The sequence below is a fragment of the Stenotrophomonas panacihumi genome (genome assembly GCF_001431645.1).
Taxonomy (GTDB): Bacteria; Pseudomonadota; Gammaproteobacteria; order Xanthomonadales; family Xanthomonadaceae; genus Stenotrophomonas_A; species Stenotrophomonas_A panacihumi.
The window spans coordinates 73,928-89,560 of the sequence record NZ_LLXU01000055.1 but is presented as its reverse complement, the minus strand read 5'-3'; the positions used below and the strand labels follow the sequence as shown (position 1 = coordinate 89,560).

Annotated in this window: 11 protein-coding genes and 1 pseudogene; 6 read left to right on the top strand and 6 right to left on the bottom strand. The window is 68.6% G+C overall.

All coding sequences use genetic code 11. The features are described 5' to 3' along the window. Positions 1-100: 100 nt before the first annotated feature. Genes ARC20_RS04430 through ARC20_RS04420 form a run of 3 tightly spaced genes read left to right on the top strand, consistent with a single transcriptional unit; the run spans position 101 to position 3,650 of the window. On the top strand, positions 101-1,468 hold the full coding sequence (locus ARC20_RS04430) for an FAD-dependent oxidoreductase (RefSeq protein ID WP_057644926.1): 1,368 nt from the start codon (positions 101-103) through the stop codon (positions 1,466-1,468). A 59-nt stretch (positions 1,469-1,527) separates the two neighbouring features. After that, on the top strand, positions 1,528-2,967 hold the full coding sequence (sbcB, locus tag ARC20_RS04425) for an exodeoxyribonuclease I (protein WP_057644923.1): 1,440 nt from the start codon (positions 1,528-1,530) through the stop codon (positions 2,965-2,967). Beyond that, the gene (locus tag ARC20_RS04420; RefSeq protein ID WP_057644920.1) at positions 2,964-3,650 is read left to right on the top strand and encodes a DUF2461 domain-containing protein; all 687 of its coding nucleotides are present in this window, start codon (positions 2,964-2,966) and stop codon (positions 3,648-3,650) included. The genes sbcB and ARC20_RS04420 overlap by 4 nt, the downstream gene beginning before the upstream one ends. Positions 3,651-3,681: 31 nt before the next feature. Here the strand turns inward: ARC20_RS04420 and ARC20_RS04415 are convergent, their stop codons facing one another. Further along, the gene (locus ARC20_RS04415) at positions 3,682-4,368 is read right to left on the bottom strand and encodes a L,D-transpeptidase family protein (RefSeq protein WP_057644944.1); all 687 of its coding nucleotides are present in this window, start codon (positions 4,366-4,368) and stop codon (positions 3,682-3,684) included. 150 nt (positions 4,369-4,518) lie between these two features. Then, positions 4,519-4,788 (bottom strand): hypothetical protein, encoded by a 270-nt coding sequence (locus tag ARC20_RS04410; RefSeq protein WP_057644917.1) that lies wholly within the window; start codon positions 4,786-4,788, stop codon positions 4,519-4,521. A gap of 256 nt (positions 4,789-5,044) precedes the next feature. On the opposite strand from ARC20_RS04410, the gene ARC20_RS04405 reads away from it, so the two are divergent. Next, positions 5,045-5,599 carry a DUF2939 domain-containing protein gene (locus ARC20_RS04405; RefSeq protein WP_057644915.1) on the top strand — a complete coding sequence of 185 codons (555 nt, stop codon included), beginning with the start codon at positions 5,045-5,047 and terminating at the stop codon, positions 5,597-5,599. 118 nt (positions 5,600-5,717) lie between these two features. On the opposite strand, the gene ARC20_RS04400 is transcribed toward ARC20_RS04405, so the two are convergent. The 4 genes from ARC20_RS04400 to ARC20_RS04385 form a co-directional block, all read right to left on the bottom strand. After that, entirely contained in the window at positions 5,718-6,440 is a 723-nt protein-coding gene (locus tag ARC20_RS04400; protein WP_057644911.1) for a fused MFS/spermidine synthase, read from the bottom strand. Continuing rightward, on the bottom strand, positions 6,437-7,390 hold the full coding sequence (locus ARC20_RS04395) for a 5'-nucleotidase (protein WP_057644909.1): 954 nt from the start codon (positions 7,388-7,390) through the stop codon (positions 6,437-6,439). Before ARC20_RS04395 ends, ARC20_RS04400 begins: the two co-directional genes overlap by 4 nt. Before the next feature lie 64 nt (positions 7,391-7,454). Further along, the gene (locus tag ARC20_RS04390; RefSeq protein WP_057644906.1) at positions 7,455-8,225 is read right to left on the bottom strand and encodes an NAD kinase; all 771 of its coding nucleotides are present in this window, start codon (positions 8,223-8,225) and stop codon (positions 7,455-7,457) included. Between the two features lie 211 nt (positions 8,226-8,436). Beyond that, on the bottom strand, positions 8,437-13,434 hold the full coding sequence (locus ARC20_RS04385; RefSeq protein WP_057644902.1) for an NAD-glutamate dehydrogenase: 4,998 nt from the start codon (positions 13,432-13,434) through the stop codon (positions 8,437-8,439). Between the two features lie 323 nt (positions 13,435-13,757). On the opposite strand from ARC20_RS04385, the gene ARC20_RS04380 reads away from it, so the two are divergent. Next, positions 13,758-14,405, top strand: a complete 648-nt coding sequence (locus tag ARC20_RS04380) for a TetR/AcrR family transcriptional regulator (protein WP_057644899.1) — start codon at positions 13,758-13,760, stop codon at positions 14,403-14,405. Positions 14,406-14,432: 27 nt separating this feature from the next. Then, positions 14,433-15,617 (top strand): annotated as a pseudogene (locus ARC20_RS04375) (efflux RND transporter periplasmic adaptor subunit); the annotation flags it as partial. Positions 15,618-15,633 lie beyond the last annotated feature (16 nt).

The window sequence follows — 15,633 nt, the reverse complement described above, 5'->3', positions numbered from 1 at the left end:
CCGCTGTACAACCGCTTCGCCGACGTGCACCACTTCGTCGAGGAAGTGGAACATTGGGCCGGGCTGTAAGCCCGACCCGCCCTCCCCTGCGGACACTGCATTGAACTCTTCTCCCCCGCGTTCCCTCACCCTCATCGGCGCTGGCCTGGCCGGCAGCCTGCTCGCCATCCTGCTCTCGCGCCGTGGCTGGAAAGTCACCGTCTACGAACGACGCGGCGACCCCCGCATCAAGGGCTACGAGTCCGGGCGCTCGATCAACCTGGCATTGGCCGAACGCGGCCGCCACGCCTTGCGCGCGGCGGGCGCGGAGGAAGCGGTGATGGAACGCGCGGTGATGATGCGCGGGCGCATGGTGCATCCGCCCGGCGCGCCGGCGCAGTTGCAGCGTTATGGGCGCGATGACAGCGAGGTGATCTGGTCGATCCACCGCGCCGACCTCAACATCACCCTGTTGCGCCTGGCCGAGGAAGCCGGCGCGACCGTGCACTTCCACCGTCGCCTGCACACGGTGGATTTCGAATCGAACTACGCGCGCTTCATCGACGACCGCGACGACCAGCCGCACGACATCCATTTCGAAAGCCTCGTCGGGGCCGATGGCGCCGGTTCGGCGCTGCGCGCGGCGATGAACCGCAAGTCCGTGCTGGGCGAGCGCATCGAGTTCCTCGACCACTCTTACAAGGAACTGGAGATTCCGCCCACGCCGGATGGCGGCTTCCGCATCGAGGCCAACGCCCTGCATATCTGGCCACGCGGACGCTACATGTGCATCGCGCTGCCGAACGCGGAAGGCACCTTCACCGTGACCCTGTTCCTGCCCAACGAGGGCAAGCCCAGTTTCGCCACCACCAACAGCGGCGCCGAGGCCGAAGCCTTGTTCGCCCAGGATTTCCCCGATGCGCTGCCACTGATCCCCGACCTGCGCGAGGATTGGGAAGCGCACCCGCCGGGCCTGCTCGGCACGCTGTACCTGGACCGCTGGTACCTGGGCGGCCGCGCGGTGCTGCTGGGCGATGCCGCGCACGCGATGGTGCCGTTCCACGGGCAGGGCATGAACTGCGCATTCGAGGATTGCGTGGCGCTGGCCGAGGCCCTGGACGCGCATGACGACCTCGCCTGCGCCTACGCGCTGTTCCAGACGCGGCGCCATGCCAACGCCTATGCGATCCAGCAGATGGCGCTGGAGAACTACCTGGAAATGCGCGATCGCGTGGACGACCCGGATTTCCTGCTGCAGCGCGAGCTGGAGCAGGCGCTGCAGGCGCGCTGGCCGACGGTGTTCGTGCCGCACTACACGATGGTGACGTTCCTGCGCACGCCGTACGCGGTGGCGCTGTCGCGCAGCGAAATCCAGCGCGAGATCCTGGTGGAGGCCACGCGCGGGCGCAGCAGCCTGGAGGGAATCGACTGGACGGCGCTGGAACGCGTGGTGCACGAGCGGCTGACACCGCTGCCCGGCGCGCATTGAGGCGAGAGCCTCCCCGCCACTGCGCCTAGAATAGGGACAACCCCGCCTACTGGCCCGCCATGCCCGACAGCTTCCTGTTCTACGACCTGGAAACCTACGGCCAGGATCCGCGCCGCACGCGCATCGCGCAGTTCGCCGCGGTGCGAACCGACGCCGAGCTCAACGTCGTGGACGAGCCGGTCAGCTTCTTCGTGCAGCCGGCCGATGACCTGTTGCCCTCGCCGTACGCCACGCTGGTCACCGGCATCACCCCGCAGCTGGCGAAGTCGCAGGGCGTCAACGAGGCCGAAGCCTTCTCGCGCATCGCCGAACAGATGGGCCGGCCGCAGACCTGCACGCTCGGCTACAACTCGCTGCGCTTCGACGACGAATTCGTCCGCCACGGCCTGTTCCGCAATTTCCATGACCCTTACGAGCGCGAGTGGCGCGGCGGCAACTCGCGTTGGGACCTGCTCGACATGCTGCGCCTGGTCCACGCGCTGCGTCCGGACGGCATCACCTGGCCGCAGCGCGAGGACGGCGCCACCTCTTTCAAACTCGAACAACTGGCCGAAGCCAACCACGTCCGCGAGGGCGACGCCCACGAGGCGCTCTCCGATGTGTTCGCCACCATCGGCATGGCGCGGCTGTTCCGCCGCCACCAGCCGCGCCTATGGGACTACGCGCTGAAGCTGCGCGACAAGCGCTACTGCGCCAGCCTGCTCGACGTGGTGGCGATGCAGCCGGTGCTGCACGTCTCCCAGCGCTATCCGGCCGCGCGGCTGTGCGCCGCCCCGGTGGTGCCGCTCACCCGCCATCCGAAGGTGGACAGCCGGGTCATCGTGTTCGACCTGGAAGGCGACATCGAGCCGCTGCTGCGCTTCTCGCCCGAGCAGATCGCCGACCGCCTGTACGTGCCGGCCAGTGCGCTGCCGGAAGGCGAGCAACGGATTGGCCTCAAGGAAGTGCACCTCAACAAATCCCCGGCGCTGGTGTCGTGGTCGCACCTGCGCGCGCCGGATTTCGAACGCCTGCGCATCGACCGCGAGCGCATCGAAGCGAACGCCGCGCGCCTGCGCGACCACGGCCCGCAGCTGGCCGAGAAGGTGCGCCAGGTCTACGCGGGCGAACGCGGCGGCGCGCCGGCCGACGTCGACGCTTCGCTCTACGACGGCTTCCTCGGCGATGGCGACCGCCGCCTGTTCCCGGCCGTGCGCGCCAGCACGCCGCAGGCGCTGGCCACGCTCTCGGACCGTTTCACCGACCCGCGCCTGCCCGAACTGCTGTTCCGTTACCGCGCGCGCAACTGGCCCGGCTCGCTGGACGCCGGCGAACAGCAGCGCTGGGACGAATATCGGCGCCGCCGCTTGATTGACGACAATGGCCTTTCGGAAGTGACGTTCGAGCAGTTCTGGGCGCAGATCGCCGAGCTGCGCACCGCCCACGCCGACGCCCCCGGCCGCCTCGCCCTGCTCGACCAGCTCGCGGGCTGGGGTGCCGACCTGCAGAGGACCCTATGAGCACCTATTTCACCCCGGCCAGCTTCAAGTTCCTCAAGGGCCTGGCCCGCCACAACGAGAAGGCCTGGTTCGAAGACCATCGCGCCGATTACGAAGCCAACGTGCGCGACCCGTTCGTGCGGCTGATCACCGACCTGCAGCCGGCGCTGGCCGAAGTCAGCGAGCATTTCCGCGCCGACCCGCGCGGCAACGGCGGCTCGCTGTTCCGCATCTACCGCGACGCACGGTTTTCCAACGACAAGTCGCCGTACAAGACCTGGCAGGGCGCGCGCTTCTTCCACGCGCGACGCCGGGAAGTACCGGCGCCGTCCTTCTACCTGCACCTGCAGCCGGGCGGCAGTTTCGTCGGCGCCGGCCTGTGGCATCCGGAGCCGGAGACGCAGCGCAAGGTCCGGCAGTTCATCTTCGACAACCCGGGCAGCTGGAAGGCCGCCGCGCACGAAGCCAGGCTGCGCAAGCGCTTCGACCTGGCCGACGAGGAAAAGCTGGTGCGCCCGCCGCGCGGCTTCCCGGCGGCCTTCGAGTTCATCGATGACCTCAAGCACCGCAACTGGGTGCTGTGGCGTTCGCTGGACGACGAGGCCATGACCGGGCCGAAGCTGCGCCAGACGATCGCGGCGGATCTCGCCACGCTGGGGCCTTTCGTGGATTACCTGTGCGCGGCGTTGGACCTGGAGTTCTGAGGCCAACGCGCCGCCACCGCACGAGCCCCGTTTACCGCGGGGCCGGTTGGTCGTGCTTTTTTTCGTCGTGCTGCGCGGTCGCGCGGCTTTGCACGAAATCCGGGAAGGTCTCCGCCAGCGACGCCTTGTCCGGCAGCACGTAGAACACCCCACCCTTCGCGAACGTCGGCGCCACGACCTGTTCGTAGAATTCCGGCGCGACATTGATGCAGCCATGCGTGACGCGGTTGTCGTCCGGCGTCGGCGTCGCCAGGCGCTCGGCACGCTTTTCGGCCGGCACGCCTGTCGCCGTCGGATGCATGGAGACCGCGGAATCGTAGTCCACCCACAACACCCGTCCGGCATCGATCGAGGGGCCAAAGCCGCCCACGAAGCGGCCGGCAGGCGTCGTGCGGTCCCGGCCCGGGATTTCGCGAAGCGCCAGCCCGGCCACGCCCGGCGCCGAGTGATCGCCAATCGCCGAGCCGAACAGCCCCGGCGCTGCGCCGCGCAGCCGACCCTCGCCATCGAACACCAGGATCTGGGCTGCCGCCTTGTCCATGATCGCGAACGGATAGCCCTGGCTGTCCTTGCTGGCGACGACCCAACCGGCCAGTTCGGTCACCGTGTCGGAGACCTTCTGGTCCGGGGGAAGCAGGTCGACGGCAGCCGCCGGCTGCGCGACCGCGTCCTTGACACTGGCCACGCCAGGGCCTGCAAACGCCAGCGCGAGGGCCAGCGCGAGCGGCGCGCCCCGGATGGCAAGGTATGTGCGCGTATTAATGGGATGTTCCCCGCAAACAAGTGCAATGAAGAAAAAAGACCGGTGGCCAGCGAAGGCCACCGGGTCTTGGGTTCAACGTGTCAGTGCCGGACCGCGCAAACGCGATTAACCGCGCGGTACGCGACGCGGCGCCGATTCAAGCTTCTGGACGCGGCCTTCGATCTGGTCCAGGCGTTGGTTGGCCTGCTGTGCGGACTGGTTGGCGGATTCGGCGCTCTGGGCGGCGTTCTGCACCTTCGCGTCGAGCTGATCGAGCCGTGAGTTGATCGTTGCGAACTCTTCTTTATAGGTGGCGCAACCGGCAAAGGTGACGGTGGCGACGAGTGCCACACCGAGCGCCCGCGCGGTCGCCAGGTTTTTCTTGGTCAGAAACATTCCACTACTCCTCTTTATCCCGGAAATATGGCGGCTTTTCTGCCGCAGTCATGATGACGTTGCAATGCGTTGACAGATTGTGAAGGCCTGCGCGCGCGCCGTGCGCAACGTCCGCTTCGTGTCGGAGCGGTCAGCCGCCGGTCGTTTCATGAAAAGGCGGCACGAATCAGCGGCTTCTGCATAATCGGGCCCGGGCAAGGCGCTTGGGCGCCCGCCCTGCCCTGTCCCGCGCCGTTCGTCGCCCCCAGGAGAACCCATGAAGAAGTACTGGTGGATCATCCCCCTCCTGCTCCTGCTTGCCCTCGGCGCGTACGTCGTGGCCGGACCGTATCTGGCGCTGCGCGGCATCAGTCAGGCCATCGAGCAGCAGGACACCGCGGCGCTCGAACGCCACGTCGATTTCCCGCGCCTGCGCGCCAACCTCAAGGCCCAGCTCGACGACTACGTCGTGCGCCGCGCCGGCATCGACACGCAGTCCAGCCTGCTCGGCGGCATCGCGCTGCAACTGGCGGGCGGCCTGACCGGCGCGGGCGTCGATACGATGGTGACGCCGCTGGGCATCGGTGCGCTGTTGCAGGGCCACCAACTTTGGAAGCGCGCCAGCGGCGAGACCATCGACGGCGACACCTGGTCGCGCCCGATGCCCGCCCGGCCGCTCAAGGACGCCCGCAAGCACTTCGAGTCCACCTCGCGCTTCACCGCGACCGTGCTGACGGAGAGCGGCGACCCCGTGGTATTCGTGCTCGACCGCCAGGGCTTGCGCTGGCGGCTGACCGATATCCGCCTGCCGCTCTCCCGCGCGACGCGCTAGCTCGCGCGCCGCTGGTGAATCTTTCACCAATCCGCGCGAGACGTCGCTACGGCAAGGGCTGCGCGAGGTTATCCACATGTTGGCCCACGCCACATCCACACCTGGTGTGGACAACCGCTCAGCGCGCCGCCCAGGCCTTCGCCAGCCGGTGCACGCCCGCACGCAGCTGCCAGCGCGCTGACGAGGGACGTTCGCGCAGCCACTGCGACACCGGCGGCGGCGTGGGCGTGCCGCGCCACGCGAAGGCCACCTCGTTGCTCATCCGCGGTTCGGCAAGCAGCAAATGCTGCTCGCCAAACACCTGACGCAGATGCGCGTGGTGCGCGCGCAGATCGGTGTCGTAGAGATTGCTCGCCATGACGCCGCCCGGCGCCAGCGCGCCCCGGCACACCGCGTAGAAGCCCTGGCTGCCCATGTGCCCGGGGATGCCGCCAGCGTCATAGGCATCCACCAGCAGGATGTCGAAGGCCCCCGGGTGGTCGCGCAGCCAGGCGGCGCCATCGCCCTGCACCACCCGCAGGCGCGCATCGTCCGGCGGAATGCGGAAGGCCTCGCGAAGGGCGAGCACGCCGGCGTCGTTCTCCACCACGTCGATGCGTAGCTGCGGGAAGTGCCGATGCAGGAACTTCACCTGTGCCCCGCCGCCCAATCCCACGATGCCGATGCGCCGCGCCGCCGGGTGCAGCCACAGCGCGGCCAGCATGCTGCGCGTGTAACCGACCCACAGGACATCCGGCGCCCAGCGCAGCATGCGCGTCTGCGTCACCGCGCCTTCGAACTGCAGCTCCAGGAACCGCCAGCCGCGGCGCAGGTAGGCGCCGGAGCCGGCGCTGGGCTTCATTGCGGGCGCGGGTCGTTGGCCACGCCGTGCGGCACGTGGCCGGCGGCGACGTGCTGGTGCTGGCGGGCGCTGTCGATATTGTGCTGTGAATCGTCGAAGAAGATGTCCGCGCCGAATGCCGCCAGGAACGGGCCCTTGTGGCGGCCGCCGAGGAACAGCGCCTCGTCCAGGCGCACGCCCCATTCGCGCAGCGTGCGGATCACCCGCTCGTGCGCCGGCGCCGAGCGCGCAGTGACCAGCGCGGTGCGGATCGGCGAGGCCTCGCCGGCCGGGAACGCGGCCTGCAGGGCATGCAGCGCGGAGAGGAAGTTGCGGAACGGGCCACCGGTCAGCGGCTCGCGGGCGTTCTCGCGCTCGTGCCGGCCGAAAGCCTCCACGCCCTGCTCGCGCGAGATGCGCTCGCTTTCGTCGCCGAAGATCACCGCGTCACCGTCGAAGGCGATGCGCAGCTGGCGGGCATGCGGATCGGCATCGGGTCGCGCGGCTTCCACCACCTCGTCGCGGCCGCGCGGCAGGATGGTAGCGGCCGCCACGCCATGCGAGAGCGCCCGCCGCACCGATTCCGGGTTGGCCGACAGGAACAGGTCGGTGCCGAACGGCTTGACGTAGGGCCAGGTCGCCTCGCCGGAGGTAAAGGTCGCGCGGACGATGCCCAGGTCGTAATGCTGGATCGAGTTGAAGATGCGCAGCCCGGTGTCGGCCGAGTTGCGCGAGAGCAGGATCACCTCGACCCGCGGCGTATCCGGCGGCGCGCCCTCGTTGAGCGCCAGCAGCTTGCGCACCACCGGGAAGGCCACGCCGGGCCGCAGGATGTCGTCCTCGTGCTCGCGCTGGTAGGCGGCATAGGCTTCGACGCCTTCGCGCTCGAACAGGGCATGCCCCTCCTCCAGGTCGAACAGCGCGCGCGAGGTCACCGCGACGGTCAGCAGGCGGGGGGTGTTGTCGGCCATCTTCCAGGGGATTCGAAGGGGGAATGCGCGGCCATTGTGCCGCAGTCGGCGCCGGCCGACCGCCTCAGACGACGAACTGCTCGCTGAGGATGCGCTCTTCCAGGTTGTGCTCGGGGTCGAACAGCAGGGTGACCCGGTGTTCGCGCGATTCACGGATGGTGACTTCGACCACGTCGCGGGTTTCGTGCGAGTCGGCGGTGACGCTGACCGGGCGCTTGTACGGATCCAGCACCTGCAGGCGCACTTCGGTGTCGGCCTTGAGGATGGCGCCGCGCCAGCGACGCGGGCGGTATGGGGCGATCGGGGTGAGGGCCAGCGTGTGCGAGCCCAGCGGCAGGATCGGGCCGTGCGCGGAGTAGTTGTAGGCGGTGCTGCCGGCCGGCGTGGAGACGAGCACGCCGTCGCCAATCAGCTCTTCGATGCGGGTCTGGCCATTGAGGTCGATGCGCAGGTGGGCGGCCTGGCGGGTCTGGCGCAGCAGCGAGACTTCGTTGTACGCCAGCGAGCCGGTGCTGGTGCCCGATTCGGTGAGCGCGAGCATTTCCAGCGGACGCAGGTGGGCCGGTTCGGCGCGCTGGAGGCGCTCGATCAGGTCGTCGTCGCGGAACTGGTTCATCAGGAAGCCGATGGAGCCGAGTTTCATGCCGAACACGGGCTTGCCGGCACTGCCGTGGCGATGCAGGGTCTGCAGCATGAAGCCGTCGCCGCCGAGCGCGCAGAGGATGTCGGCTTCGTCGGTGGCATGGTCGCCATAGCGTTGCGCGAGCTCGGCGCGGGCGCGCTGCGCGGCGTCGGTATTGCTGGCAAGGAAGGCGATGCGGGGGGATGCGCTCATCTTCGGCTCCGTGGATCGGGGGTCAGCATATACGAGGGGGCGGCGTTGGATCGGGCGGTGTTTGGTTCTGTGCGCCCCGCCCCGACCGCCCTCAGGGTTCATGCCCGCCCGATTCCTCCTGTTCTTTGCGAAAAGCAGAACGGCCGACGCGTTGCGTCGGCCGTTCCTTCAACTCTGGGGTCGGGCCCGCGTTGTGGGCCCGACGACTGCCTTAGAGGCCGTGCGCCGCCAGTTGGCCCAGGCGCTGCACCGCAACCGACACGGTCGGGTAGTCCAAGGTCTTCTGCGCGGCCAGTTCCTGCAGCATCGAGAGGGTGAAGCGCAGGCTGGAGTCGTCACGCGCCATCCAGCGGGCCACCTTGGCCTCTGCATTCGCCCCCGGGGTCGAAAGCACCTGGCCAGCCAGGTTGCGCTGGTGCGCGGCCAGCTCGTCACGCAGCACGCCACGCGCCACCGCATGCCAGCGGCCGTTGACCTCCAGCGCGTCGATCTGCTCGAACAGCCACGGCAGCTGCAGCGCCTCGCCCAGGCGGAAGTGGACCTTGGACACGTCCACCGGCTTGAGCTTGCGGGTACGCGCCAGTTCGATGATGTCGAACGCCGGCTCCAGGTAGCGCAGCTCGGAGAGCTGCTGCGCCAATGCCGGCGGCAGGCCCTTGTCCTTCCACTCCTGCACGCTGGCCAGGTAGGCCGGGCGCTGCGAATCGCCCAGCACGCCCGAGGCGACGCGGATGTCGTTGAACGGGCCGTGGTAACGCTCCACCGCGGCGGTGATGCCCGGCATGGTGCCCGGGCGGAACAGCAGCCAGCGCACGAACGAACGCTGCAGCTTCCAGATCACTTCCAGCGCGTCGATCTGCACCGACTCGGGCACCTTGCCGTCCAGCGCGTCGATCTGCGTCCACAGCGAACGCGCATCCAGCGTCTCGCGGCTGATCGTGTAGGCCTTGGCGACCTCGGCGATGCTGCGGCCGGTGTCTTCCTGCATGCGCATAAGGAAGGTCGCGCCCATGCGGTTGATGGTGGTGTTGGTCACCGCCGTGGCGATGATCTCGCGCTTCAGGCGGTGCTTCTCCATCGCCTCGGCGTACTTCTTCTGCAGCGGCTGCGGGAAGTAGCGCTGCAGTTCCTTGGACAGGTACGGGTCCTCGGGGATGTCCGATTCCAGCAGCTGCTGGAACGCCACCAGCTTGGAGTAGGACAGCAGCACCGCCAGCTCCGGACGGGTCAGGCCCTGGCCACGCGCCTTGCGCGCCGACAGTTCGGCGTCGGAGGGCAAATACTCGATCTGGCGATCGAGCAGGCCCTGCTGCTCCAGCGTGCGGATGAAGTGCTGCTTGGAACCCAGGCGCTTGACGCTCATCCGCTCCATCAGGCTGATGGCCTGGTTCTGGCGGTAGTTGTCCCACAGCACCAGCTCGGCGACTTCGTCGGTCATCGAGGCCAGCAGCTTGTTGCGCGCGTCCACCGTGAGCTTCTTGTCCTGCACGACGGCGTTGAGCAGGATCTTGATGTTCACCTCGTGGTCGGAGGTGTCCACGCCGGCGGAGTTGTCGATGAAGTCGGTGTTGAGCAGCACGCCAGCCTGCTGTTCGGCCTCGATGCGGCCCAGCTGGGTCAGGCCCAGGTTGCCGCCCTCGCCCACCACCTTGCAGCGCAGCTCGCCACCGTTGACGCGCAGGCCGTTGTTGGCGCGGTCGCCCACGTCGGCATGCGTTTCGCTGGAGGCCTTGACGTAGGTGCCGATGCCGCCGTTCCAGAACAGGTCCACCGGCGCCTTGAGGATGGCGCTCATCAGCTCGGTCGGCGAGAGGTTCTTCACCGCCGCCTCCAGGCCCAGCACCTCGCGCACCTGCGGGGTGATCTCGATGGACTTCAGCGTGCGCGGGTAGATGCCGCCACCCTTGCTGATCAGCTTGGCGTCGTAGTCCTGCCAGCTCGAACGCGGCAGCTTGAACATGCGCTCGCGCTCGACGAACGACTTGGCCGCATCCGGGCTCGGGTCCAGGAAGATGTGGCGGTGGTCGAACGCGGCGACCAGGCGGATGTGGCGCGAAAGCAGCATGCCGTTGCCGAACACGTCACCGGACATGTCGCCGATGCCGACGACGCTGAAGTCCTCGCTCTGGCAATCGCGGCCCAGCGCGCGGAAGTGGCGCTTCACCGACTCCCACGCACCACGCGCGGTGATGCCCATGCCCTTGTGGTCATAGCCCACCGAGCCGCCGGAAGCGAACGCGTCGCCCATCCAGAAGCCGTGCGCGATGGCCAGGCCGTTGGCGATGTCGGAGAAGGTCGCGGTGCCCTTGTCGGCGGCGACCACCAGGTACGGGTCGTCCTGGTCGTGGCGCACCACCTGCGGCGGCGGCACGATCTTGTTGCCGACGATGTTGTCGGTGATGTCCAGCAGGCCCTGGATGAACAGCTTGTAGCAGGCGATGCCCTCGGCCTGCACCGCGTCGCGCTCGCCGGAGACCGGCGGGCGCTTGCAGAAGAAGCCGCCCTTCGCGCCGACCGGCACGATGACGGTGTTCTTCACCATCTGCGCCTTCACCAGGCCCAGCACCTCGGTGCGGAAATCCTCGCGGCGGTCGGACCAGCGCAGGCCGCCACGCGCCACCGCGCCGAAGCGCAGGTGCACGCCTTCCACGCGCGGGCCGTAGACGAAGATCTCGCGGTACGGGCGCGGCTTGGGCAGGTCCGGCACCTTGGCCGAGTCGAACTTGAAGCTGATGCAGTGGGTGTGGTTGCCCGCCGCGTCGGTCTGGTAGTAGCTGGTGCGCAGGGTGGCGTCGATCACGCCGATGAAGCTGCGCAGGATGCGGTCTTCGTCGAGGCTGGAAACGCGATCCATCAGCTTCAGCAGCGCGGCGCGCGTGGCTTCCTGCTGGGCGTTGCGGTCGGCCTTGCGGGCGTCGACGACCGGCTGCAGGGCCTTGAGGGTGGCCTCGTCAGCGGCGGCGAGCACGTCCAGCGCGGCCTTCAGGCGGGCCTGGCCTTCGGCGATCTCGGCCTTGCTCTCGTTGCCGGTGGCCGGGTCGAAGCGGGCTTCGAACAGTTCCACCAGCAGGCGCGCCAGCAGCGGGTAATGCTGGAAGGTCTGTTCGACGTAGGCCTGCGAGAACGGCACGCCGGTCTGCAGCAGGTACTTGCAGTAGCCGCGCAGCAGCGCGACCTGGCGCCAGTGCAGGCCGGCGGACAGGATCAGGCGGTTGAAGCCGTCGTTCTCGGCATCACCATGCCAGACGCGCGCGAACGCTTCGCCGAAGGCGGCGTCGGCGTTGGCGGCGTCGATCGCGCCGGCGGTCGATTCGACCTCGAAATCCTGGATGTACAGCGGGGTCTCGGCGACCTGCAGGCGGTACGGGCGCTCGGAGATCACCCGCAGGCCCATGTTCTCCATCATCGGCAGCGCGTCGGACAGCGGGATGTCGTCCAGCTGGCGATACAGCTTCAGGCGCAGGCCATCGACACCCTCGCGGCGCACGGCCTGCAGACTCAGGTGCAGGTCGTCCGGGCCGGCCAGCGCGGCCAGGTGCTCGACGTCGCTGGCGGCGGCCTCGGTGGTGGATTCCTCGATGTAGCCGGCCGGCAGCGCGCGGCCATAGGCGGCGGCCATGCGCAGGCCGGCGGCCTCGCCGTGGCGGGCCACCAGCGCTTCGCGCAGGTCGTCCTGCCAGTTGCGCAGCAGGTGGGCCAGCTTGTCTTCCAGCACGCGGGTGTCGAACTCCAGCGCTTCGCCGGCCTTCGGGCGCACGATCAGGTGCAGCTGGGCCAGCGGCGACTCGCCCAGCACCACGTTGGAATCGATGTATTCGCCGTGCAGCGCTTCCTTCAGCAGCGCCTCGATGCGCAGGCGCACGTCGGTGTTGAAGCGCTCGCGCGGCAGGTAGACCAGCGCCGAGATGAAGCGGCTGTACTTGTCGCGGCGCAGGAACAGGCGGCTGCGCACGCGCTCCTGCAGGCCGAGGATGCCCATCGCGGTGCGGAACAGCTCTTCCTCGTTGGACTGGAACAGCTCCTCGCGCGGCAGGGTTTCCAGGATGTGGCGCAGCGCCTTGCCGCTGTGGCTGCTCGGCGCCAGGCCGGACTTGCCCATCACGTAATCGTGGCGGCGGCGCACCAGCGGGATCTCCCACGGGCGGCGGTTGTAGGCGCTGGAGGTGAACAGCCCCAGGAAGCGCTGCTCGGCGACGATGCGGCCCTTGGCGTCGTACTCCAGCACGCCGATGTAATCCATGTAGCCAACGCGGTGCACGCGCGAGCGGGCGTTGGTCTTGGTGAGGATCAGCGCGTCCTTCGGGCCGTTGCCGGCGCTCAGGCCGTGCGCGGCCAGCGACTTGACCGGGCGCGCGGGCGACTTGTCCTTGCCGCGCATCAGGCCCAGGCCACTGGCCTCGACCGGCGCCAGCACGTCCTCGCCGTCACGCTTCTCCACGCGGTATTCGCGATAGCCGAAGAAGGTGAAGTGGTCGGTGGCGGCCCAACGCAGGAACTCCTGCGCCTCGTGGCGGCTGTCGTCGTCCACCGGCAGGCGGCGGGTGGCGAGGTCGTCGGACAGGCCGAGCATCTTCTCGCGCATCGCGCCCCAGTCGCCGACGATGGCGCGCACTTCGGCCAGCACCTTGCGGATGGTCGCCTCGACCTGCGCCATCTCCTCGGCCGGCTGGCGGTCGATCTCCAGCACCATCAGCGATTCGGCCTTGCCCTCGCCCACCGCGGTGAGCTTGCCGGCGCGGTCGCGGGTGACGTGCAGCACCGGGTGGCCGAGCACGTGCACGCCCACGCCCATCTCGGCCAGCGCCATGCTGATCGAATCGACCAGGAACGGCATGTCGTCATTGGCGATCTGCAGCACGGTGTGCGGCGATTCCCAGCCATTGGCCTTCTGCGTCGGGTTGAACACGCGCACGCTGGCCACGCCCGCCTTGCGGGTGCGGAAGAACTCCAGCGTGTCGCCGGCCAGCGCGGCCCATTCCTCGGCACTGTGGTACGGGAACTCGTCGGACTCCATGCGCTTGTAGAAATCGCTGGCGAACGCCTGCGCCTCGGGCTGGCGCGCGGCGGGATAGCGCTTGCGCAAAGCTGCGTACACCGGTTCGAGGCTGAAGGCCTGCACCTCGGTGCTGACCGGGGAAACTACACGCTGGCCGCTGGACTTGGATGCCGTGGCCTTGGTCGATTTCGAAGCAGCTTTCTTGGGTTTCATGAGAGGAGCGGTGAGAGCCCGACGGGAAAGTTGCGAATTGTAACGATGCGCCGTGACAGTGCCTTGCTGCACAGCGCAAACGCAGGATCGGATTTCTACGGCGTTCAAACAACATGGCGCACGCGCAAGACTGCGTTCCATCGCGATACAACGCGGTTTGCACGGGATTCGCCCAATTCCCGGCGCCGGCACCTTCGCCCCCGTATGGCACGGGGCGCCGGTGCAAGCCGCCACGAACGGCAAGAACCCGCGCCCGTTGCGCACGGTCCGATCGCGGTCGTCAAGGCTATTTAAAAACTGAACTGGACGGTATAGTCCACCCCATGATGCCGACCTCCTCCCCCGCCCGGCCGCGTCAGGAGCGCGATCGCCGCGTGCACGAAGCCGTGCACGAAGCGGTCCATGCCCTGCTGTCCGAGCAGGGCATGCGCCTGAGCATGGAGGCGGTGGCCGCCCGCGCGGGCTGCTCCAAGCAGACCCTCTACGCGCACTACGGCTGCAAGCAGAACCTGCTGCGCGCGGTGATGCGCGACCAGATCGCGCTGACCACCGTGCCCTTCGACGAAGACGGCGCGGACCTGCGCGAGAGCCTGCTGGCCTTCGCCGAGCGCCACCTGGAGCAGTTGAACCGCCCTCACGTCATCCAGACCTGCCGCCTGCTAGATGCGGAGTCGCACCGGTTTCCCGACCAGGCCCGACAGATCTACGAGGACGGCATCGCCGCATTGCAGGATCGGCTGGCAGAATGGCTGCGCAAGGCCAGCGCGCGCGGCCAGCTCAGGCATGACGATCCGCACGCGATGGCCGAATTGCTCCTTGGCATGATCGTCGGCCTGGATTTCGAAAGGCAGCGGTTCCACACACCGCACCGATCCGACGCCCCTTCGCGGCGCCGGTGGGCGGAACGCACGATCGACAGTTTCCTGCGCGCCTTCGCCGCGCAGGGCAGTTCCCCCGAATCCCACGCTTAAAAACAACAGAAAACGGAGTTTCCCCCGATGACCGCCCCGTTCCGTACCCTCGCCCTGGCTTGCGCCGTCACGCTGGCGCTGGCTGCCTGCAAGAAGCAGGAACAGCAACAGCCCCCGCCGCCGGAAGTGTCCGTGGTGGAGGCCAAGCCGCAGACCCTGCCGCTGCAGCGGGAGCTGGTCGGCCGCCTGTCCGGTTTCCGCACCGCCGACGTTCGCGCGCGCGTGGCCGGCGTGCTGCAGAAGCGCCTGTACACCGAAGGCACCGACGTCAAGGAAGGCCAGCCGCTGTTCCAGATCGACCCGGCACCGCTGAAGGCCACGCTGGCCTCGGCGCAGGGCGAGCTGGCCGCGGCCGAGGCGACCTACGCCAACGCCAAGGTCGCCGCCGACCGCGCCCGCCGCCTGGCGCCGCAGAGCTACGTGTCCAAGTCCGACCTGGACACCGCCGAAGCCACCGAGCGCACCTCGGCCGCTTCGGTGCAGCAGGCCCGGGCCGCGGTGGAGACCGCGCGCATCAACCTGGGCTACGCCACCGTCACCGCGCCGATCAGCGGCCGGGCCGGCAAGCAGCAGGTCACCGAAGGCGCGCTGGTCGGCCAGGGCGATGTCACCCTGCTGACCACCATCGACCAGCTCGACCCGCTGTACGTCAATTTCTCGATGAACAGCGACGAGCTCGCCCAGCTGCGCCAGGCGCAGGCCCAGGGCGCTGTCGCGCTGAGCGGCGACGGCCAGGCCACGGTCAACGTGAAGCTGGGCGACGGCACCGTCTACCCGCATGCCGGCACCCTGGACTTCACCTCGGTCACGGTGGATCCGAGCACCGGCAGCGTCTCGCTGCGTGCGCTGCTGCCCAACCCGGACCACGTGCTGCTGCCCGGTTCGTTCGTCTCCTTCGACGCCACGCTGGGCCAGCGTGCCAACGCGTTCCTGGTGCCGCAGGCCGGCATCCAGCGCGATGCGCACGGCGCCTATGCGCTGGTGGTGGGCAAGGACGGCAACGTCGTCCGCCGCAACGTGATGGCCGACAGCCAGCAGCAGGGCCAGTGGGTGGTCACCAGCGGCCTGGAGGCCGGCGACCAGGTGATCGTCAGCGGCCAGCAGAAGGCCAAGGAAGGTGCGCCGGCCAAGGCCGTGCCGTTTGATCCGAACGCCAATGCGGCGCAGCAGCAGGCCGGCGCCAAGCCGGGTGCCGCGCCCGCCCCGTCCGAGAAGAAGTAACGGAAGC

What these genes read in the sequence shown, in the direction of transcription:
- sbcB (WP_057644923.1), top strand. Translation starts at nt 1,528, where the DNA reads ATGCCCGACAGCTTCCTGTTCTACGACCTGGAAACCTACGGCCAGGAT.
- ARC20_RS04420 (WP_057644920.1), top strand. Translation starts at nt 2,964, where the DNA reads ATGAGCACCTATTTCACCCCGGCCAGCTTCAAGTTCCTCAAGGGCCTG.
- ARC20_RS04410 (WP_057644917.1), bottom strand. Translation starts at nt 4,788, where the DNA reads ATGTTTCTGACCAAGAAAAACCTGGCGACCGCGCGGGCGCTCGGTGTG.
- ARC20_RS04405 (WP_057644915.1), top strand. Translation starts at nt 5,045, where the DNA reads ATGAAGAAGTACTGGTGGATCATCCCCCTCCTGCTCCTGCTTGCCCTC.
- ARC20_RS04400 (WP_057644911.1), bottom strand. Translation starts at nt 6,440, where the DNA reads ATGAAGCCCAGCGCCGGCTCCGGCGCCTACCTGCGCCGCGGCTGGCGG.
- ARC20_RS04395 (WP_057644909.1), bottom strand. Translation starts at nt 7,390, where the DNA reads ATGGCCGACAACACCCCCCGCCTGCTGACCGTCGCGGTGACCTCGCGC.
- ARC20_RS04390 (WP_057644906.1), bottom strand. Translation starts at nt 8,225, where the DNA reads ATGAGCGCATCCCCCCGCATCGCCTTCCTTGCCAGCAATACCGACGCC.
- ARC20_RS04385 (WP_057644902.1), bottom strand. Translation starts at nt 13,434, where the DNA reads ATGAAACCCAAGAAAGCTGCTTCGAAATCGACCAAGGCCACGGCATCC.
- ARC20_RS04380 (WP_057644899.1), top strand. Translation starts at nt 13,758, where the DNA reads ATGATGCCGACCTCCTCCCCCGCCCGGCCGCGTCAGGAGCGCGATCGC.